The organism is Bacillus spizizenii TU-B-10, from assembly GCF_000227465.1.
GTDB classification, from domain to species: domain Bacteria; phylum Bacillota; class Bacilli; order Bacillales; family Bacillaceae; genus Bacillus; species Bacillus spizizenii.
Genome location: NC_016047.1, coordinates 561,710 through 581,554 on the forward strand (window position 1 = coordinate 561,710; position 19,845 = coordinate 581,554).

23 protein-coding genes are annotated in these 19,845 nt (G+C 47.2%); 17 read left to right on the top strand and 6 right to left on the bottom strand.

The window, feature by feature from the left end; translation table 11 throughout:
• The first annotated feature begins 16 nt into the window (after positions 1 to 16).
• Positions 17 to 802 carry a glucose 1-dehydrogenase gene (gdh, locus tag GYO_RS24560; RefSeq protein WP_014112664.1) on the top strand — a complete coding sequence of 262 codons (786 nt, stop codon included), beginning with the start codon at positions 17 to 19 and terminating at the stop codon, positions 800 to 802.
• A gap of 43 nt (positions 803 to 845) precedes the next feature.
• On the opposite strand, the gene GYO_RS24565 is transcribed toward gdh, so the two are convergent.
• The 3 genes from GYO_RS24565 to cutR are packed head-to-tail and all read right to left on the bottom strand — an operon-like array spanning position 846 to position 3,706.
• Entirely contained in the window at positions 846 to 1,460 is a 615-nt protein-coding gene (locus tag GYO_RS24565; RefSeq protein ID WP_014112665.1) for a YcnI family copper-binding membrane protein, read from the bottom strand.
• A gap of 13 nt (positions 1,461 to 1,473) precedes the next feature.
• The gene (gene ycnJ / locus GYO_RS24570; protein WP_014112666.1) at positions 1,474 to 3,099 is read right to left on the bottom strand and encodes a copper transporter YcnJ; all 1,626 of its coding nucleotides are present in this window, start codon (positions 3,097 to 3,099) and stop codon (positions 1,474 to 1,476) included.
• A gap of 34 nt (positions 3,100 to 3,133) precedes the next feature.
• Positions 3,134 to 3,706: a copper uptake transcriptional regulator CutR gene (gene cutR, locus GYO_RS24575; RefSeq protein WP_014112667.1), complete on the bottom strand. Its 573-nt coding sequence runs from the start codon at positions 3,704 to 3,706 to the stop codon at positions 3,134 to 3,136.
• A 165-nt stretch (positions 3,707 to 3,871) separates the two neighbouring features.
• Between cutR and GYO_RS24580 the strand changes: the two genes are divergently transcribed.
• The 5 genes from GYO_RS24580 to GYO_RS24600 all read left to right on the top strand — a co-directional run bounded on the left by GYO_RS24580 (position 3,872) and on the right by GYO_RS24600 (position 8,565).
• Positions 3,872 to 4,225 carry a YcnL family membrane protein gene (locus GYO_RS24580; RefSeq protein ID WP_014112668.1) on the top strand — a complete coding sequence of 118 codons (354 nt, stop codon included), beginning with the start codon at positions 3,872 to 3,874 and terminating at the stop codon, positions 4,223 to 4,225.
• A 172-nt stretch (positions 4,226 to 4,397) separates the two neighbouring features.
• The gene (locus GYO_RS24585; RefSeq protein WP_014112669.1) at positions 4,398 to 5,831 is read left to right on the top strand and encodes a PTS mannitol transporter subunit IIBC; all 1,434 of its coding nucleotides are present in this window, start codon (positions 4,398 to 4,400) and stop codon (positions 5,829 to 5,831) included.
• A gap of 24 nt (positions 5,832 to 5,855) precedes the next feature.
• A complete protein-coding gene (locus tag GYO_RS24590; RefSeq protein ID WP_014112670.1) occupies positions 5,856 to 6,287 on the top strand; it encodes a PTS mannitol transporter subunit IIA in 432 nt (143 codons plus the stop codon).
• Between the two features lies 1 nt (position 6,288).
• Positions 6,289 to 7,410, top strand: coding sequence for a mannitol-1-phosphate 5-dehydrogenase (locus GYO_RS24595; protein ID WP_014112671.1), 1,122 nt, complete (start codon positions 6,289 to 6,291; stop codon positions 7,408 to 7,410).
• 90 nt (positions 7,411 to 7,500) lie between these two features.
• A complete protein-coding gene (locus GYO_RS24600) occupies positions 7,501 to 8,565 on the top strand; it encodes a tartrate dehydrogenase (RefSeq protein ID WP_080010052.1) in 1,065 nt (354 codons plus the stop codon).
• On the opposite strand, the gene GYO_RS24605 is transcribed toward GYO_RS24600, so the two are convergent.
• Entirely contained in the window at positions 8,551 to 9,159 is a 609-nt protein-coding gene (locus tag GYO_RS24605; protein ID WP_041521126.1) for a dienelactone hydrolase family protein, read from the bottom strand. The two genes, GYO_RS24600 and GYO_RS24605, sit on opposite strands and share 15 nt — an antisense overlap.
• A gap of 84 nt (positions 9,160 to 9,243) precedes the next feature.
• On the opposite strand from GYO_RS24605, the gene GYO_RS24610 reads away from it, so the two are divergent.
• Positions 9,244 to 9,636: a 3-hydroxyacyl-ACP dehydratase FabZ family protein gene (locus tag GYO_RS24610; protein ID WP_014112674.1), complete on the top strand. Its 393-nt coding sequence runs from the start codon at positions 9,244 to 9,246 to the stop codon at positions 9,634 to 9,636.
• A gap of 34 nt (positions 9,637 to 9,670) precedes the next feature.
• Here GYO_RS24610 and GYO_RS24615 read toward each other — a convergent pair whose 3' ends face one another.
• Positions 9,671 to 9,835 (bottom strand): YczO family protein, encoded by a 165-nt coding sequence (locus tag GYO_RS24615; RefSeq protein WP_014112675.1) that lies wholly within the window; start codon positions 9,833 to 9,835, stop codon positions 9,671 to 9,673.
• Positions 9,836 to 9,967: 132 nt separating this feature from the next.
• Here GYO_RS24615 and GYO_RS24620 point away from each other — a divergent pair, with 132 nt between their 5' ends.
• The 9 genes from GYO_RS24620 to GYO_RS24660 all read left to right on the top strand — a co-directional run bounded on the left by GYO_RS24620 (position 9,968) and on the right by GYO_RS24660 (position 17,392).
• Complete coding sequence (locus GYO_RS24620; protein WP_003225050.1) at positions 9,968 to 10,717, top strand: Cof-type HAD-IIB family hydrolase; 750 nt, start codon at positions 9,968 to 9,970, stop codon at positions 10,715 to 10,717.
• Between the two features lie 205 nt (positions 10,718 to 10,922).
• Entirely contained in the window at positions 10,923 to 11,696 is a 774-nt protein-coding gene (pxpA, locus tag GYO_RS24625) for a 5-oxoprolinase subunit PpxA (RefSeq protein ID WP_014112676.1), read from the top strand.
• Positions 11,697 to 11,710: 14 nt separating this feature from the next.
• Entirely contained in the window at positions 11,711 to 12,925 is a 1,215-nt protein-coding gene (locus GYO_RS24630) for an NRAMP family divalent metal transporter (protein WP_014112677.1), read from the top strand.
• A 23-nt stretch (positions 12,926 to 12,948) separates the two neighbouring features.
• Complete coding sequence (locus GYO_RS24635) at positions 12,949 to 13,722, top strand: putative hydro-lyase (protein ID WP_072566808.1); 774 nt, start codon at positions 12,949 to 12,951, stop codon at positions 13,720 to 13,722.
• Positions 13,723 to 13,767: 45 nt separating this feature from the next.
• Positions 13,768 to 14,490, top strand: coding sequence for a 5-oxoprolinase subunit PxpB (pxpB, locus tag GYO_RS24640; protein WP_014112679.1), 723 nt, complete (start codon positions 13,768 to 13,770; stop codon positions 14,488 to 14,490).
• A gap of 2 nt (positions 14,491 to 14,492) precedes the next feature.
• Positions 14,493 to 15,500, top strand: coding sequence for a 5-oxoprolinase subunit C family protein (locus GYO_RS24645; protein WP_080010114.1), 1,008 nt, complete (start codon positions 14,493 to 14,495; stop codon positions 15,498 to 15,500).
• 15 nt (positions 15,501 to 15,515) lie between these two features.
• Positions 15,516 to 16,268, top strand: a complete 753-nt coding sequence (locus GYO_RS24650; RefSeq protein ID WP_014112681.1) for an IclR family transcriptional regulator — start codon at positions 15,516 to 15,518, stop codon at positions 16,266 to 16,268.
• A 63-nt stretch (positions 16,269 to 16,331) separates the two neighbouring features.
• The gene (gene lipC / locus GYO_RS24655; RefSeq protein WP_014112682.1) at positions 16,332 to 16,973 is read left to right on the top strand and encodes a spore germination lipase LipC; all 642 of its coding nucleotides are present in this window, start codon (positions 16,332 to 16,334) and stop codon (positions 16,971 to 16,973) included.
• Between the two features lie 173 nt (positions 16,974 to 17,146).
• Entirely contained in the window at positions 17,147 to 17,392 is a 246-nt protein-coding gene (locus GYO_RS24660) for a YczI family protein (protein ID WP_014112683.1), read from the top strand.
• A gap of 5 nt (positions 17,393 to 17,397) precedes the next feature.
• On the opposite strand, the gene GYO_RS24665 is transcribed toward GYO_RS24660, so the two are convergent.
• Positions 17,398 to 17,685: an antibiotic biosynthesis monooxygenase family protein gene (locus tag GYO_RS24665; RefSeq protein ID WP_019257494.1), complete on the bottom strand. Its 288-nt coding sequence runs from the start codon at positions 17,683 to 17,685 to the stop codon at positions 17,398 to 17,400.
• 151 nt (positions 17,686 to 17,836) lie between these two features.
• Here GYO_RS24665 and pbpC point away from each other — a divergent pair, with 151 nt between their 5' ends.
• A complete protein-coding gene (gene pbpC, locus GYO_RS24670) occupies positions 17,837 to 19,843 on the top strand; it encodes a penicillin-binding protein 3 (protein WP_041520859.1) in 2,007 nt (668 codons plus the stop codon).
• Positions 19,844 to 19,845: the final 2 nt, after the last annotated feature.

Sequence of the window (19,845 nt, forward strand, 5' to 3'; positions counted from 1 at the left end):
ATTGAGGAGGATGTATATGTATCCAGATTTAAAAGGAAAAGTCGTCGCCATTACAGGCGCTGCATCAGGTCTTGGGAAAGCCATGGCCCTTCGCTTCGGCAAGGAGCAGGCAAAAGTGGTTATCAACTATTATAGTGATAAACAGGATCCAAACGAGGTAAAAGAAGAGGTCATCAAGGCGGGCGGTGAAGCAGTTATCGTCCAAGGAGATGTCACGAAAGAGGAAGATGTAAAAAATATTGTGCAAACTGCCATTAAAGAGTTCGGCACACTCGATATTATGATTAATAATGCGGGACTTGAAAATCCTGTGCCATCTCACGAAATGCCGTTGAAGGATTGGGATAAAGTCATCAGCACGAACTTAACGGGCGCCTTTTTAGGAAGCCGTGAAGCGATTAAATATTTCGTAGAAAATGATATCAAGGGAAATGTCATCAACATGTCCAGTGTGCACGAAGTGATTCCTTGGCCGTTATTTGTCCACTATGCGGCAAGTAAAGGCGGGATAAAGTTGATGACAGAAACATTGGCGTTGGAATACGCGCCGAAGGGCATTCGCGTCAATAATATTGGGCCAGGTGCGATCAACACGCCAATCAATGCTGAAAAATTCGCTGACCCTAAACAGAAAGCTGATGTAGAAAGCATGATTCCAATGGGATATATCGGCGAACCGGAGGAGGTCGCCGCAGTAGCAGCCTGGCTTGCTTCGAAGGAAGCCAGCTACGTCACAGGCATCACGTTATTCGCGGACGGCGGTATGACACAATATCCTTCATTCCAAGCAGGACGCGGTTAAACAAAAAAAGCGACCCAGACATGACATCTGGATCGCTTTTTTATTACGCACGCTTTTTCTTTACAAGCGCTGCTATAGATAAAATAATGGCTGCCGCAGACAGCACAATCGCTGTGATGTCCAGAGCAGAAGAGCCCGATTCTTTGGAATCGTCCTCTGTTTTCGTAGCACCGTGCTCATCTGTCACTTGCTTTGCAGCGGTGATGTTTGTAATGGAATGAGGCGTATCCGCATCCTCGTCACCTGTCCACTCGACAATGCTGCCGTCTTTGTAATATTGGTATGCGTCCCAAGCTGCTTCCTCCGCTTTGTCAGGGTTTTTGGCAACAAAGGTAAACCGCTGGAACTGTCCTTCCTGAATGCCGCCGTCAGTCGCTTCCCACGTCACGGACACTGATTTGTCGTCGTGTTTCTGGGTGGATACCTTCCAGCCCGGAATTGGCTCGTATTGCTGGAATTCAACATCCTTCGGCATTTTGAGGACAACCTTTGTTGTCGGCTGATTTTTCTCAGAAGGAACCTTCATCGTATAAGTTTCCCAAGAGCCTGCAGCGGATTCAGCAGGCTTTACCGTAACGTGCGCACTGGCAGGGGCCGTAAAGAATAAGAGAGAGCCAACGATAGCCGGACATAGTGTGAATGCAATTTTCTTCAACAATTCAAACACTCCTTTAATGGGTCTTTGTAAACATGATATTGATTTCGTTAAAGTCTCCGGTCAGCCCGTGGACTTTGATCTTCCAGTTTCCCTTTTCATTAATGGATAGGTTTTCATCCTGAAAGACGCCTTTTGTTTTCTCTTTTAATTGAAACGTGCTTTTGTTTTCTCTGCCTGACAGGCCTGTTTTATAAATGGTTAACGTGATTTGCTGGATGTTTTTCACCGGTTCGCCGTTATGGTCAGTGACCCGCAGCTCAAATTCGTTTTTCCCTGGTTGGTTCGGGCTGATGCTGAGAGACACGCTTTGTCCGTTCTCAATCGCTTTCGTTTGGAAGAACGGTTCCGGCGCCGGCTCAGGCGGGCTTGGCAGGCTTGTAAACACGGCCGCTGTGATCAATACAGCGATGCCGATTGCCCATTCCATTTTGAGCGTTCGGCTGATTCCTGTGCGGCGCTGCTTTCTGGTGAGCAGAAAATGAAGCGCGCCTAAGACCAGCATCAACACAAACAGTCCGCTTTTTACTATAAGAGCTTGGCCGTACGCTGTATGGAACAGCGAATCCATTGATCGAATGATGAAAAATCCATTGAGCAAGCCTGAAAACAAAATGACGCCGACTGCAGTAAGCGCCCATGGGGAGAACCGGCTTACCGTTTCCCATGCGAGCGTTTTGTCAGGCTGCCTCCATTCTTTTGCGAGCAGCAAAACGAGTGCTGCTATTCCGCCAACCCAGATGGAAGCGGAAGATAAATGAAGGAAATCCATCAAAATGCCGACCGCTTTTTCTTCAACGACAGCAGCATGTCCGGTAAACGCTTTGGCAAGCAGGAGGCCGAAAAAGAAAATGAGCGGCGCTGTCCAATAGCCAAAGGACGAAAAGCGTTTTTTGCGTATCACAGGGATCGCAGACAGTGCAAGCAGCACGTACAACAGGGCCTGTATGATCCAAATGGTGCCGCCTGCTGTCTCAAACAGAGTTTCTCTGATGTAGCCCGGCTGGAAGGCGCTGCCCCAGCCGCCGCCCGCGTTCGCTTTTGTCTGAATGGGAAGCTGAAGCAAAAGCACCAGCCCCAATGCAGTGATCGAGACGATCAGGATACGTCTCGTCCGTTTGGCGAGTTGTTCTGGATCTCCTTTATACCAGAAGAGATGGAAGAAAACCGTCCCGATAAACAGAGATAAGGCTGTATACAGAATCGCGCGGTCTGCGGCTGTTGCCGGATTCAGCGCTGAACCGGCGGCTTTTTGGCTGCTGAATCCGCCGTCCGCTTTCCCGATGCTGAACGGAATGACGCCGGAAACCGGATGCCCGTCCGCGGACACGGCATTCCATTCCGCTCTGTACACATCATGCGGCAGATTCTTTTTCAGCTTCACTGTCATGATGTGATGATTATCTTTTTTGATTTCAGTCTTATCTGTATCCACCCGATCGCCGTTTGAATTATAGACTTTAATGTAATGAAATCCTTCTTCAACCGGTTCATTAAATTCGATTTCCACCTGTGAAGGGGCGCTTTTTAATTCGCTGTTTTCACCAGGTGAAGATTTGACAATATAGGCGTGAGCAAAGCTTGTTTTCGGCAGGAAAACAAGAAAAAGCAGAAGGATGATCCACCATCTGTTTCGCTTCATCACTCAGACACCACCTTCCGCTGTATATGTTGTGTTATTTCTTGGTGCAGGTGCAGCGTTTTTTTCTGTCTTGAAGCATGTCTTCCAGCGCCTGGTCGAAGGTGCGGACGGCTCCGCCGAATCCTTTTCGAAACCGTTCGGCATGGTCGAGTGTCGCAAACGGAATCGCCTGAGGCTGGCAGCAGTGCAGGTTTAGTTCAGCATTTACGACGAAATAAGCCGAACCGGCACTGACTGTTGTGTGTAACAGAAAATCTCTGCAAATCAAGTGTGAAACCTCTTCCGTTTTATCTGCGTACCGCAAAAACGCACAATGTGCGCAGCATAGCTGTTCAATGTCTTGGTTTACCGTAATCAGCTGAACCGAATGGGCTTGATTGACCGGCTTCAGACAATAGCTGCACATATGATCCGCTTGAGGTGTTCGGGCTGGGAGCGTGATGCCGCCGGCTGTTTTAATGACCTGATTTGACTGAACAAGCTGATTGACATCTCTGTATACTGTCATTTCTGAAACACCGAACCTTGCGCTGATATCAGAAATTCTGAGCGCGCCTTCTTCTTTCAGCCACTTCAGGATGTGTTGCTGTCTATTAATCGGAAGCATTCATACATCCCCTCCAAATAAGATCTATTTAAGCGTAGAGGATTTTAGAGACAGAGACAAGTAAGCTGATGATAAAAAATGTGAAAATGTGTTGAACAGCAACAAAACGAAACAGAAGGGACTCTGGTATAATAGACATATGGAATGGAAAGTGAGGAATACCCTATGAAAGAAACACGATGCCCGAACTGCGGCAAAACTTTGACAGGCGACATGGTCAGATCATCAAATGTGCCTTGTCAATTTCGCTGCGGACACTGCCGGGAACGGCTTCATGAATATAAAGTATCAGCTCCGATTATGCTGGTGTCATTAGCAGTCATCGTGCTGCTCATTTATCTTTTGCTGCTTCTCCGCAATGCGGCAGGCACAATGCTGCCGGCCGTACAGCACGTGCCGATGGCTGTTTTTGCGCTTGTGTGTGCCTATCCCGTTTTCATTGTGAGTGAGCGGATGATCGCCAAGTACGTGATTCAAAACGGAAACATTATTTATAGAGGAAAGAGAAAAGGCTCCTGATATCAGGGGTCTTTTTATTTTTAAAAAATTGTCACACCCTTGTGCCAAAGTCCTCTTTACTTTCAATTGTATAGGGACTGTAAGCGTTTTAACATAGAGTCAAAGGGAAGCATAATTCTCTGAACATCTTTTTATATCTTACAGCGACAAACAAAACAGGGAGGGTTTATATATGCAGCAAGAACAGCAGCAAGGCGGCATGAAAGTGAAAGTGCAGCGCTTCGGCAGTTATTTGAGCGGAATGATCATGCCGAATATCGGCGCGTTTATCGCGTGGGGCATCATTACAGCGCTGTTTATTCCGGCGGGATGGTTTCCGAATGAACAGCTGAATACACTTGTCAGCCCGATGATCACATATTTACTGCCGCTTTTGATAGCGTATACAGGCGGAAAAATGATTTACGACCACCGCGGCGGAGTCGTCGGGGCAACAGCGGCAATCGGGGTGATTGTCGGGTCGGATATTCCAATGTTTTTAGGTGCAATGATCATGGGGCCGCTTGGCGGATACCTCATTAAACAGACGGATAAATTGTTCAAGGATAAAGTCAAACAAGGCTTTGAAATGCTCATCAACAACTTTACGGCAGGGATTGTCGGCGCGGCTTTAACGATTCTCGCGTTTTACGCCATCGGCCCAGTTGTCCTGACGTTAAACAAATTGCTGGCGGCCGGTGTGGAAGTTATTGTACACGCTAATTTACTGCCTGTAGCCAGCGTTTTTGTGGAACCGGCGAAAGTGTTGTTCCTAAACAACGCCATTAACCATGGAATCTTAAGCCCGATCGGAATCGAGCAGGCAGCCCAAACGGGAAAATCAATTCTGTTTTTAGTAGAAGCCAACCCTGGACCGGGACTCGGCATTTTGCTGGCGTACATGTTCTTTGGTAAAGGTTCTTCAAAATCAACGGCTCCCGGAGCGGCGATCATTCATTTCTTCGGCGGGATTCACGAGATTTACTTCCCGTACATTTTGATGAAACCGGCCCTGATTCTGGCAGCTATTGCCGGCGGAGCAAGCGGACTCTTAACGTTCACGATCTTTAATGCCGGACTTGTCGCAGCATCGTCACCGGGAAGCATTATCGCATTGATGGCGATGACGCCAAGAGGCGGCTACTTCGGCGTATTGGCGGGTGTATTGGTCGCTGCGGCTGTTTCGTTCATCGTATCAGCAGTGATCCTGAAATCTTCAAAAGCAAGCGAAGAAGACCTCGCTGCCGCAACTGAAAAAATGCAGTCCATGAAGGGGAAGAAAAGCCAAGCAGCCGCAGCTTTAGAAGCGGAACAAACCAAAGCTGAGGAAGCATCTGAGCTGTCTCCTGAAAGCGTAAATAAAATTATCTTTGCATGTGATGCGGGAATGGGATCGAGCGCCATGGGAGCATCCATCTTAAGAAACAAAGTGAAAAAAGCAGAGCTTGACATCAGTGTGACCAATACGGCCATTAACAATCTGCCAAGCGATGCTGACATTGTCATCACCCACAAAGATTTAACAGATCGCGCAAAAGCAAAGCTGCCGAACGCGACGCACATATCAGTGGATAACTTCTTAAACAGCCCGAAATATGACGAGCTGATTGAAAAGCTTAAAAAGTAATCTCATAGAAAGAGAGTGATACTCATGCAAGTACTCGCAAAGGAAAATATTAAACTCAACCAAACGGTATCTTCAAAAGAAGAAGCCATCAAAATGGCGGGCCAGACGCTGATTGACAACGGCTATGTGACAGAGGATTACATTAGCAAAATGTTTGAAAGGGAAGAAACGTCTTCTACGTTTATGGGGAATTTCATTGCCATTCCACACGGCACCGAAGAAGCGAAAAGCGAGGTGCTTCACTCAGGAATCTCAATTATACAGATTCCTGATGGTGTCGAGTACGGAGAAGGCAACACGGCAAAAGTGGTATTCGGCATTGCGGGCAAAAATAATGAGCATTTAGACATTTTGTCTAACATCGCCATCATTTGTTCAGAAGAAGAAAATATTGAACGCCTAATCTCTGCTAAAAGCGAAGAAGATTTGATCGCCATTTTCAACGAGGTGAACTGACATGATCGCCTTACATTTCGGTGCGGGAAATATCGGGAGGGGGTTTATCGGCGCACTGCTTCACCACTCCGGCTATGATGTGGTGTTTGCGGATGTGAACGATACGATGGTCAGCCTCCTCAATGAAAAACGGGAATACACAGTGGAGCTGGCAGAAGAGGGGCATTCATCAGAGGTAATCGGTCCGGTCAGTGCCATCAATAGCGGCAGTCAGCTGGAGGAGCTGTATCGGCTGATCAATGAGGCGGCGCTCATCACAACAGCAGTTGGCCCGAACGTGCTGAAGCTGATTGCTCCGTCTATCGCAGAAGGGTTAAGACGAAGAGACGCTTCAAACACACTGAATATCATTGCCTGCGAAAATATGATTGGCGGGAGCAGCTTCCTGAAGAAAGAGATATACAGCCATTTAACAGAAGCTGAGCAGGAGTCCGTCAGTGAAACGGTCGGTTTTCCGAATTCCGCCGTTGACCGGATCGTGCCGATTCAGCATCATGAAGATCCGCTCAAAGTATCGGTTGAACCATTTTTTGAATGGGTCATTGATGAATCAGGCTTTAAAGGAAAAACACCAGTCATAAACGGCGCGCTATTTGTTAATGATCTGACGCCGTACATCGAAAGAAAGTTGTTTACAGTCAACACCGGACACGCGGTGACAGCGTATGTCGGCTATCAACGCGGACTCAAAACGGTCAAAGAAGCAATCGATCATCCGGAAATCCGCCGTGTCGTTCATTCGGCGCTGCTTGAAACCGGTGACTATCTCGTCAAAACGTATGGCTTTAAGCAAACCGAACACGAACAATATATCAAAAAAATCATCGGACGCTTTGAAAATCCATTCATTACGGACGATGTAACCCGCGTGGCGAGATCACCTCTCAGAAAACTGGGAGAGAATGATAGACTCGTAGGCCCGGCAAAGAAAATAAAAGAGCCGAACGCACTGGCGGAAGGGATTGCCGCAGCATTGCGCTTCGATTTCACCGGTGACCCTGAAGCGGTTGAACTGCAAGCGCTGATCGAAGAAAAAGGATACAGCGGCGTGCTTCAAGAGGTGTGCGGCATTCAGTCCCATGAACCGCTGCACGCCATTGTTTTAAAGAAACTCAATCAATAACCGACCACCCGTGACACAATGTCACGGGCTTTTTTTACCATCTCGCAATCTAGTATAATAGAAAACGCTTACGACAACAGGGGAAGGAGAATGACGATGAAACAATTTGAGATTGCGGCAATACCGGGAGACGGAGTAGGAAGAGAGGTTGTAGCGGCTGCTGAGAAAGTGCTTCATACAGCGGCTGAGGTGCACGGAGGTTTGTCATTCTCATTCACGGCTTTTCCATGGAGCTGTGATTATTACATGGAGCACGGCGAAATGATGCCTGAAGACGGAATACATACGCTTACTCAATTCGAAGCGGTTTTCTTGGGGGCGGTCGGAAATCCGAAGCTGGTCCCCGATCATATTTCGTTATGGGGGCTGCTGCTGAAAATCCGGAGGGAGCTTGAGCTCTCCATTAATATGAGACCCGCCAAACAAATGGCGGGTATTACGTCGCCGCTTCTGCATCCAAATGATTTTGACCTCGTGGTGATTCGCGAGAACAGTGAAGGTGAATACAGTGAAGTCGGCGGACGCATTCACAGAGGCGATGATGAAATCGCCATTCAGAATGCCGTATTTACGAGAAAAGCAACAGAGCGTGTCATGCGCTTTGCCTTCGAATTGGCGAAAAAACGGCGCGGCCATGTGACAAGTGCGACAAAGTCTAATGGCATTTATCACGCGATGCCGTTTTGGGATGAGGTCTTTCAGCAGACTGCCGCTGATTATAGCGGAATCGAAACGTCATCCCAGCATATTGATGCGTTGGCCGCTTTTTTTGTAACGCGTCCGGAAACGTTTGACGTCATTGTGGCGAGCAACCTGTTCGGTGATATTTTAACCGACATCAGCTCAAGCCTGATGGGAAGTATCGGTATTGCGCCGTCTGCGAACATCAACCCGTCCGGCAAATATCCGTCCATGTTCGAACCGGTTCACGGCTCAGCTCCCGACATTGCCGGCCAGAGCCTTGCCAATCCAATCGGCCAGATTTGGACAGCAAAGCTGATGCTTGACCATTTCGGAGAGGAAGAACTGGGAGCAAAGATCCTGGATGTGATGGAGCAAGTAACAGCTGACGGCATCAAAACACGCGACATTGGCGGACAAAGCACAACGGCTGAGGTTACGGACGAAATCTGTGCGCGTTTAAGAAAACTTTGATGAAACAGGGCGGGGCAGTTTTTCTGCCTCGTTTTTTATGATGGAAAGCGTTTTGAAGAAGAGTGCCCTGTCAAAATAAACCGACTCAGGATTGGCAAAGCCATGAAGAGCATCGAATTGATAAATCTCCAAATCGGGATGCTGTTTTTCCCTCAGTTTTTTGATAAGAACCGCAACATCAAACGACGGTTCATATGGAGGGAAAAACAATAGGACCGGGCAGGCTGGCACGTGATGAAGAGAATCGCGTATCCGGGAACCGTAATAACAAACAGCTCCGCTCACCTCAGGCATACTGCTGCATTTCCATGCGATCGTCGCGCCCGCACTGAATCCAATCACAAAGATGCGCCGTCCCGCGTTTTGCCTGATCACGTTCTGAATGATGCTTTCTCCTGTTTTCAGCCGTTCATGTTTTGTAAACTGTTCGTATGCTGTTTTTTCCTCTTGCAGTGAGTAGACTTCACCATCTCCGAGCAGGTTGGGCGTTATCACATCATATCCAGCCATTTTGATCAGCCGGCCCATCTTTTTCATATGGATGTTTACACCGTATATTTCGTGTGCGAGAATGATGAGCGGTTTTTGGGACATAACAGGCTCCTTTTGCGTTTTTTCCATTATATCCTATCGTTGAGCTGTAGGCTGATATATAATAGTCAAAAAAGGAGAAAAAGAATGAATTCATTATCTTTGCCTCACCGCTATCCGTTTTTGTTTATTGATGGCGTGACGGAAAGCGAGCCCGGCAAACATGCGGCCGCATATAAACTGATCAGTGAGAACGACTGGTTTATCACTGACACGCAAACAGAAATACCGTTTTCACTAGTGATTGAAGCACTTGCGCAAACAGCGGCTTTTACAGGGATTACAGATGAGAACAGCTTGGGGTTATTGTCTTCTGTGAAGAAAGCGGAAAAGCTGGGCGCGGCCGTGCCCGGTGACCGGCTTGATCTTTTGTTTGAAGTCACGCGCAATCGGCGCGGGTTTGTGTTTGGACATGCCGAGGCGTCAGTAGGCGGGCAGCCTGTTGCTGAAGCTGAAATCGGCATTTATATTGAAAAATGAAAAAAACCTTCACAACGATTTGTGAGGGGTTCTATTATTTCGTATCGTAATCCCGTTCGCTCTGTGAGTCATCTCTTTGCTGGCGTTTGTGTTTTTCATCATTCATATTTTCCTTCAGCTCTTCATTCGGAATCGGATCGGTTAAGTCGTTGTGTTCGGGGTTTTCATTTGGCCGGTTTTGCTGTTTTCTTTCTGTCATGTTTAATCACCTCACCGTTTGTTTTCCTCTTATCAGCGCACCTCAAACATGTGAAATCGCTTTTTTGTTCCGCTGGGTATAATGTATTAGAATAGAAGGAAGAACAACTAAAAGGCAAAGAGAGGTACATATATGTCTATTCAAAGAGAAGATGTAGATATCAAGCTGATCGCAATTGATATGGATGGAACGCTGCTTAATGACGAGCAGCTGATCTCGGATGAAAACCGTAAAGCCATTCGTGAAGCCGAGGATAAGGGCGTGTACGTGGTGATCAGCACGGGCCGGACACTGATGACGTGCCGGGAGCTGGCGGAATCGCTGAAGCTGTCATCCTTTTTAATCACGGCAAATGGCAGCGAAATATGGGATTCGAATTTTAATTTGGTGGAACGCAAGCTGCTCCATACAGATCATATTCAAATGATGTGGGATTTGCGGAATAAGCACAACACCAATTTCTGGGCTTCTACGGTGAATAAGGTATGGAGAGGCGAGTTCCCGGAAAATATTACGGACCATGAATGGCTCAAATTCGGCTTTGACATTGAGGATGACGACATCCGAAACGAAGTGCTGGAGGAGCTGAGAAAAAACAAAGAGCTCGAAATCACAAATTCAAGCCCGACAAACATTGAAGTCAACGCGCTTGGCATCAACAAAGCCGCAGCGCTTGCGAAGGTTTCTGAAAAACTCGGCTTTACGATGGAGAATGTGATGGCGATGGGTGACAGCCTTAATGACATCGCGATGATCAAAGAAGCGGGTCTGGGCGTCGCGATGGGCAATGCGCAAGACACCGTGAAAGAAACGGCTGATTGGATCACGGATACAAATATTGAGGATGGTGTCGCTAAGGCGATTCGCCATTGGGTACTATAAAAAAAGGGAGTCCTAAGATGGACTCTCTTTTTTTAGTTTGGCAGGTTTTCTTGTGGGACCATGGTAGGTTTTCTGACAAAAGTATTTCACAAACTGATATGATTGAATTATAATGAACCAAAGTTCAAAAATTCGGAATAGTCGTTCCGAATTTCGGAACAATAAATACATAAAGCATATCGTATGCTTTGGCAGGAGGGATTCTGTGTTTCAGATTGATTTGAACTGTGATTTAGGAGAAAGTTTCGGAGCCTATACGATAGGCCTTGACCAAGATATTTTAGAGTATGTCACATCAGCGAACATCGCATGCGGATTTCATGCAGGAGATCCCGGTGTCATGCGGAAAACCGTCGCGCTTGCGGCAGAAAAAGGCGTGAAAATCGGCGCACATCCGGGCTTGCCGGATTTACTCGGCTTTGGGCGCCGCAATATGGCGATTTCTCCTGAGGAAGCGTATGATCTCGTCGTCTATCAAATTGGCGCGCTCTCTGGTTTTCTAAAAGCAGAGGGACTTCACATGCAGCACGTCAAGCCGCATGGCGCTTTATATAATATGGCGGCAGTCGATCAAAAGCTGTCGGACGCTATCGCGAAAGCTGTCTATAAGGTTGATCCTGGCCTGATTCTTTTCGGTCTTGCTGAGAGCGAGCTCGTAAAAGCGGGAGAACGGATCGGACTTCAGACGGCAAATGAAGTGTTCGCCGATAGAACATACCAAGCGGACGGCACGCTGACACCGCGCTCCCAGCCGGACGCACTCATTGAAAGTGATGATGCCGCTGTCACCCAGGTGATCAAAATGGTGAAAGAAGGGGCGGTCAAATCTCAGCAAGGGCATGATGTGTCATTAAAAGCAGATACCGTTTGCATCCATGGAGATGGAGCCCACGCGCTGACATTTGCGCAAAAAATCAGAAAAGAGCTCAAAGCGGCAGGAATTGAAGTGACAGCTATTTCAGCACAGAAGTCAACATAAAGGAGGAACAATAGATGGGGCAACAGAAAAAAACAGCAGAAAAAAAAGCGGGCAGCTGGTCATTGCTGATGGGTGCTGCCTTTTTAATGGCCACTTCGGCGATCGGCCCAGGTTTCCTGACACAAACCGCAACATTCACAAACACACTCGCGGCAAGCTTCGGTTTTGTCATCTTAATCTCTATTATTTTAGATATTTTCGCCCAAACCAATGTTTGGCGCATTATCGCTGTGTCTGGAAAACGCGGTCAGGAAATTGCGAATATGGTGCTTCCGGGACTGGGGTATTTCATCGCCATTCTCGTCGTGCTTGGCGGACTAGCTTTTAATATCGGGAATATCGGAGGTGCCGGTCTCGGACTCCAAGTGCTGTTCGGCATTACACCAGAAACAGGCGCTTTGATCAGTGCTGTCGTTGCCATTTTCATCTTTTTAATCAAAGAAGCAGGAAAAGCGATGGACCGCTTTACGCAAATTGCGGGCTTTGCCATGATCATCTTAACGCTGTACGTCGCAATCACGTCTGCACCGCCAGTCGGACAGGCTGTGGCAAACACCTTTGCCCCTGAACAAATCAGTATATTCGCAATTGTAACACTAGTCGGCGGGACAGTTGGCGGATACATCACGTTTGCTGGGGGACACCGCTTACTGGATGCTGGCATTAAAGGAAAGGAAGCGATTCCGCAGGTGACAAAAAGCTCGGTTGCCGGAATTTTAATTACATCTGTTATGCGAATTGCCCTTTTCTTAGCTGTGCTCGGCGTTGTTTCAAAAGGCCTGCATATTGACGAAAGCAACCCGGCGGCCTCAGTGTTCCAGCTGGCAGCGGGAAATGTCGGTTATAAAATTTTCGGATTGATCATGTGGTCTGCGGCCATTACCTCTGTTATCGGGGCAGCTTATACGTCTGTTTCGTTCTTTAAAACCTTTTCTCCGAAAATTGAAAGGAATTCACGCGGCATTATTATCGGCTTTATCGTGATTTCTACGTTAGCTTTTGTCACAATCGGACAGCCTGCGAAAATTCTCGTGCTTGTCGGATCACTAAATGGCTTAATTCTGCCGATTGCGCTAGGAACGCTGCTTATTGCCGCATATAAGAAAAAGATTATTGGTGATTATAAGCATCCGCTTTGGCTGACCGTTTCAGGTGCACTTGTTGTGGTCGTAATGGCGATTATGGGAGTCTACACGTTATTTACACAACTTCCTCAATTGTGGAGCTGATAAAGGTGGAGCAATTAAACAAAATGGCGCCGAAGGATGTGCGCGCCTTGATACGAGAGGGAAAAATAACCGGGCCGACTGCAGGAATGTCCGGCGGCTATGCCCAAGCGAATCTTGTGATTTTGAAGAAAGACCTTGCGTTTGACTTCCTGCTGTTTTGCCAGCGGAATCAAAAACCCTGTCCTGTGCTGGATGTGACAGAAGCGGGTTCGCCAGTGCCATCGCTGGTCGCGCCGGATGCTGATATCAGAACGGACTTTCCAAAATACCGTATTTACAGGCAGGGTATCTTGACGGAAGAAGTATCTGATATTACGCCATACTGGGAGGATGACTTTGTCGGCTTTCTGATCGGATGCAGTTTCTCTTTTGAACAGGCGCTGATCAATAATGGAATAGCTGTCCGGCATATTGATGAGGGGACAAACGTCCCGATGTATCAAACGAATATCGATTGTGTTCCGGCAGGAGCGTTTCAAGGACAGATAGTTGTCAGCATGAGACCCGTTCCAGAACGGCTGGCTGTACGCGCTGCACAAGTGACCTCACGTTTTCCGGCTGTGCACGGAGGACCGATCCATATCGGCAATCCGGGAGCAATCGGCATTCGCGATCTGGACAAGCCGGATTTCGGAGATGCCGTTTCCATTCGTGAAGGCGAGGTTCCTGTTTTTTGGGCGTGCGGGGTGACACCACAAGCCGTGGCTATGAATGTAAAACCTGAAATGGTCATCACACATGCGCCGGGGCACATGCTCATCACAGATATTCGAGACGAGTCGCTTGCGGTGCTGTAACCTCTCGTCCTCCAAATGAACGAGAAATAAAAAGAGGTGAGAAAGATGACTGAACGATTTCAAATCGAGCAGCTCGGTGATTCTGCAATGATGATCCGATTTGGAGAAGAAATAAACGAGCAGGTTAACGGCCTTGTCCATGCCGCGGCCGCTTACATAGAAGAACAGCCATTTCCGGGATTCATTGAATGCATCCCGGCTTTTACAAGTCTGACGGTATTTTATGATATGTATGAAGTGTACAAGCATTTGCCTCAAGGCATAAGCTCACCTTTTGAGAAGGTCAAGCGCGATGTCAAAGAACGGCTGAAGGAAATAGCCACAGACTATGAGAACAACCGCCGCATTGTAGAAATTCCCGTCTGCTATGGCGGTGAATTCGGGCCAGATTTAGAAGAGGTGGCGAAGATCAATCAGCTGTCACAGGAGGAAGTCATCGCCATTCATACAAACGGCGAATATGTGGTGTATATGCTTGGCTTTGCACCTGGTTTTCCTTTTTTAGGCGGGATGTCCAAACGTATTGCCGCTCCAAGGAAATCTTCGCCAAGGCCGTCGATTCCCGCCGGTTCAGTTGGAATTGCGGGAATGCAAACAGGTGTGTATCCGATTTCAACGCCGGGCGGCTGGCAGCTGATCGGCAAAACGCCGTTGGCTCTGTTCCGGCCGCAGGAAAACCCACCTACGTTATTGAGGGCGGGAGATATTGTTAAATTCGTACGCATCTCAGAGGATGACTATCACGCCTATAAGGAGGAGTCCAATTGAGCATGAAAGTGGTAAAGCCCGGACTGCTCACAACGGTTCAGGATATAGGCAGAACGGGGTATCAAAAATACGGCGTTCTGGCAAGCGGAGCCATGGACACGGTTTCGCTGCGCATTGCCAATCTGCTGATCGGCAACAGCGAAAATGAAGCCGGTCTTGAAATTACGCTGATGGGGCCCGGTCCGTCGTTTTATTTTTCAAAAACGACGTTGATTGCGGTGACAGGGGCGGACTTCACTTTGCGTATTAATGACGAAGAAGCACCTTTGTGGAAGCCTCTGCTCGTCAAGGAAAACAGCACGGTCAGCTTTGGTCCCTGCAAACTCGGCAGCCGTGCGTATTTAGCAACAGCCGGCGGCTTCGATGTGCCTGCCGTCATGGAAAGCAAAAGCACGTACGTCAGAGCAGGGATCGGCGGACTTCATGGCAGAGCGCTTCAAAAGGAAGATGAACTATCCATTGGGGAGACGTCATCTCTCTCGCAAACCATTCTTTCCCGATTAAGCCCGCAGCTTGGAAAGCAGGGATTTGCAGCGCCGAAATGGTCGGTCAGCCGCGGGAGGTTTCTGCCATTGAAAAAGAATCCTGTCATTCGGGTGCTGGAAGGAAAACAATTCGGCTTTTTTACAGAAAAATCGAAAACGTGTTTTTATGAAGAAACATTTCGTGTCACGCCACAGTCCGACCGTATGGGCTACAGGCTCAAAGGAGAACCGCTCGAACTGAAGGCACCGCTAGAGATGGTGTCAGAAGCGGTTTCGTTTGGAACAGTTCAGGTGCCGCCTGACGGCAACCCGATTATCCTGCTTGCAGACCGGCAAACGACCGGCGGCTATCCGAGGATCGCGCATATCATATCCGCTGATCTTCCGATTGTCTCCCAAATCATGCCGGGCGAGCACGTCCAGTTTGAGCCTGTATCCCTTCAGGAAGCGGAAGCGCTTGCGATTGAACGGGAACAGCATATAAAAGAACTGAAAACGAGAATGAAGATGGAATGGCTGACATAACAAAGGAGATGAATGATGCAGAATAAAAACAAAACCGTAGTCAAATCTATGGCTCTGCTTAATTTGTTTTTGCATGAACCAAGTCTTACCTTAAGTGAACTGGTATCGCTGTCAGGTATGCCGAAAACCTCTGTTCACCGGATGGTCAGCTCTTTGGAGGAAATGGGGTTCCTCAATCGGGATTTGTCCGGCGCTTATTCGCTGGGACTGGTATTTTTGGAATTCGGACAGCTCGTTGCTGACAGGCTGGATATTAGAAAAATAGCGAAACCGGTGATGGAAGAGCTGTGCCGGGAAGTGGATGAGGCCGTGCAATTGATCATGAGGGACGGCAATGAAGCGATATACGTTGAGAAAATAGAAGGGACACAGACTGTGCGGCTGTACACGGCGATCGGCAGGCGTTCTCCTCTGTACGCTGGAGCGTGCGCCAGAAGCATTTTGTCCTTTCTTCCCTGTGAAGAAATCGAAACATACATCAAACAAACGGAGCTCATTTCAATTGGCTCCGGCACGATTACCGATCCCGAAAAATTGCTGCAGGAGATTGATGCCTCTATACAAAATGGCTATACCGTCAGCTATTCAGAGCTCGAAAACTATACAGCGGCCATCGGCGCCCCGATCTTTAACCATAAGCGTCAGGTGGCAGCCGGCATCAGCATTGCAGGCTTTGAAGCGAGATTTACAGAAGACAGGCTGCCTTATTTAACAGAAAAGGTGAAGGATGCCGCTTTACAGATTTCCAGAAAAATAGGGTATTCATAAGTAGCCGATCTTTTCTCCACTGCGTACATTAACGTATCGACGTTCAGGAGTGGAGGAAAGAACATGGTGCTTCAATATATAGCACTGGGGGATTCTTTGACGACGGGGAGAGGCTCCGGGCTGTTTTCTCCCGGCTTCGTCCAACGTTTCGGAGACATGATGGAAGCCGACTTGAAAACAAAAACGGCAATATCCATCTTTGCCAAATCAGGCTTAAATACAGAAGAAATTCTGGGGCTCCTGTCATATCCCTATGTGCAAAAATGCATTCAAGATGCTGGCATGATAACCATTACAGGGTGCGGAAACGATCTCATCAATTCGGTCTTAGCCTACCAAACGTCTAAGGATGAAACGATTTTCAGCCGTGTATCCGCCCATTGCCATGAGAATTTTGAAAAGATGATTGCCAAAATCGCTGAGATCAAAGGAGAAAACCCGTCCCCGTACGCCATCCGTGTGTTCAACTTATACAATCCGTTTCCCGAAATTGATATCGCTGGCAAATGGATCACATCCTTTAATTCACATTTAGAAACACTTGCATCAGCACCCCATGTCAAAATCGCGGATGCCTACAGCATCTTCAAAGGCAAAGAACAGGAATATCTGTCCTTTGACGGTGTCCATCCGAACAGCAAAGGCTATCAAGCGATGGCTGAAGCAGTTCACAAGTTAGGCTATAAAGAATTGTCAGTTTCATAGAAAACGCGCCTTATGACAGGGCGCGTTTTTTATGTGTGAATGAAATATTAAAAGAAACTTAAAATTCTCTGTCTTCTGTTCTACAGACAAAAAAAGTGCGCTAGAATAATGGAGGACGTAGGCAAAAATAGCCATAACGTTCAATATTTCGTATATAAGGAAGGATGGTCCTTTTGTTTCGGATTTTTAAAATGTCTTTTGCGGTTATCATTATTGTACTGGCGCTTATTGCTTTTAAATATACGGAACACACCTCTGTTATCCAATCGGTCATGCTCGTCTTTCTTGGCGCCGTTATGTTTATGCAGGGGCTTGAAGAGCGCAAAAAAGAAAACGACGGCTCAGGCGCTTTCAATATTTATACCGCCGTTTTCGTATGGTCTGTCTCTCTCATCGGTTTTACACTTCATATTATATAAATCTATTACACATCCTGAAAATGCTCGACCGTCGGGAACGGGGTATAGAACCGATGAAGCAAGGCTTTCCACTCTTGATACTCTGAAGAACCGCGAAAGCCTTCCGTATGGTCCTCAAGTGTTTCCCACTCCACAAGCAGCAGATATTTATGTGTTTCTTCCATGCATTTTGATAACGAGTGAGTGATATAGCCCTTCATGCCAGAAATAATCGGCGCCGCTTGCCGGAACGCCTCCTCAAACTCTTGTTCAAGCCCTTCTTTAATGTGAAGCATTGCTGCCTCTCTGACCATGTCATCCCTTCTTTCCTTCTTTTCAAATAGTCTACAGCAAATGACAGGAGATTTCTGCAAAATCGAAGAACCTTTTCCTTCATTTTCAAAAAAATCTTGCACGCACCAATTCATTTAAGAGAAAATAATAAGTGGAAGGCAGGGGAAAGTCATGTTAAAAAAGTGTATTCTACTAGTATTTCTATGCGTCGGATTGATTGGGTTAATCGGATGCTCCAAGACAGATTCACCAGAGGATCGCATGGAAGCATTCGTGAAACAGTGGAACAGTCAGCAATTCGATGACATGTATCAAAGCCTGACTAAAGATGTCAAAAAAGAAATCTCCAAAAAAGATTTCGTCAACAGGTATAAAACCATCTATGAGCAGGCAGGCGTAAAACATCTGAAAGTCACTGCGGGAGAAGTGGATGAAGACGATAAAGACAACAAGACGATGAAGCACATCCCGTATAAAGTCAGCATGGATACAAATGCGGGCAAGGTCAGCTTCAAAAATACCGCTGTGCTGAAATTAGAAAAAACAGATGACGAGGAGTCATGGAATATAGATTGGGACCCATCGTTTATTTTCAAGCAGCTGGCTGATGACAAAACGGTACAAATTATGAGCATTGAACCAAAACGCGGCCAAATCTACGATAAAAACGGGAAAGGCTTAGCCATCAATACAGATGTTCCAGAAATCGGAATTGTTCCCGGAGAGCTTGGCGACAAAAAAGAAAAAGTCATAAAAGAGCTCGCGAAAAAACTTGATTTGACTGAAGACGATATCAAGAAAAAGCTGGATCAAGGCTGGGTGAAGGACGATTCGTTTGTGCCGGTCAAAAAGGTCAAGCCGGACCAGCAAAAATTAGTGTCTGAGGCGACGTCATTACAAGGTGTAACAAGAACGAATGTCAGCTCCCGCTATTATCCGTATGGTGAAAAGACAGCCCATTTGACAGGCTATGTCCGCGCCATCACTGCGGAAGAACTGAAGAAAAAGAAAGACGGAATGTACAGCGATACGTCTAACATCGGCATCGCCGGACTTGAAAATGTGTATGAAGACAAGCTAAGAGGCACAACCGGATGGAAAATCTACGTGCCGCAAACTGGAGAAGTCATCGCTGAAAAGAAAGCGAAGGACGGCGAGGATCTTCATCTTACAATTGATATCAAAACGCAAACGAAGTTGTATGATGAACTGAAGGATGACAGCGGGACGGCAGTCGCGCTGCAGCCGAAGACAGGCGAAACACTCGCACTTGTCAGCGCGCCTTCTTACGATCCAAACGGATTTATTTTCGGCTGGAGCGATAAGGAATGGAAAAAACTAAACAAAGATAAAAACAATCCATTTTCAGCGAAATTCAACAAAACATACGCACCGGGTTCTACAATTAAACCGATTGCGGCTGCCATCGGGATCAAAAACGGCACCCTAAAAGCGGATGAGAAGAAAACAATCAAAGGAAAAGAGTGGCAAAAAGATTCGAGCTGGGGCGGCTATTCAGTGACACGTGTGTCAGAGAGCCTTCAGCAAGTTGATCTTGAAAATGCCCTCATTACGTCAGACAATATTTATTTTGCACAGAACGCGCTTGATATGGGAGCGGACACCTTCACAAAAGGCTTGAAAACGTTCGGCTTCTCAGAGGATATTCCATATGAATTCCCGATCCAGCAATCGTCTATCGCAAATGACAAGCTCGATTCAGACATTTTGCTTGCTGATACGGGGTACGGACAAGGGCAAATGCAAATGTCTCCGCTTCACTTGGCGGCTGCTTACACGCCATTTGTCGACAACGGAGATCTTGTCAAACCGACGCTAATCAAAAAAGATTCGCAAACAGCTGATGTTTGGCACAAGCAAGTTGTCACGAAGGAAGGAGCGGCAGACATTACAAAAGGACTGAAGGGCGTTGTGGAAGACGAGCGTGGATCAGCGTATCAGCCTGTCGTGAAAGGAATCACCGTTGCCGGAAAAACAGGAACAGCCGAGCTGAAAACATCTAAAGATGATAAAGACGGCGCTGAAAATGGCTGGTTCGTCGGCTACGATTATAAAAACAAAGACCTGCTTGTCGCCATGATGATCCAAAATGTGCAGGACCGCGGTGGCAGCCACTATGTTGTTGAGAAAGCGAAAAAGCAATTTCAATCGAATTAAAA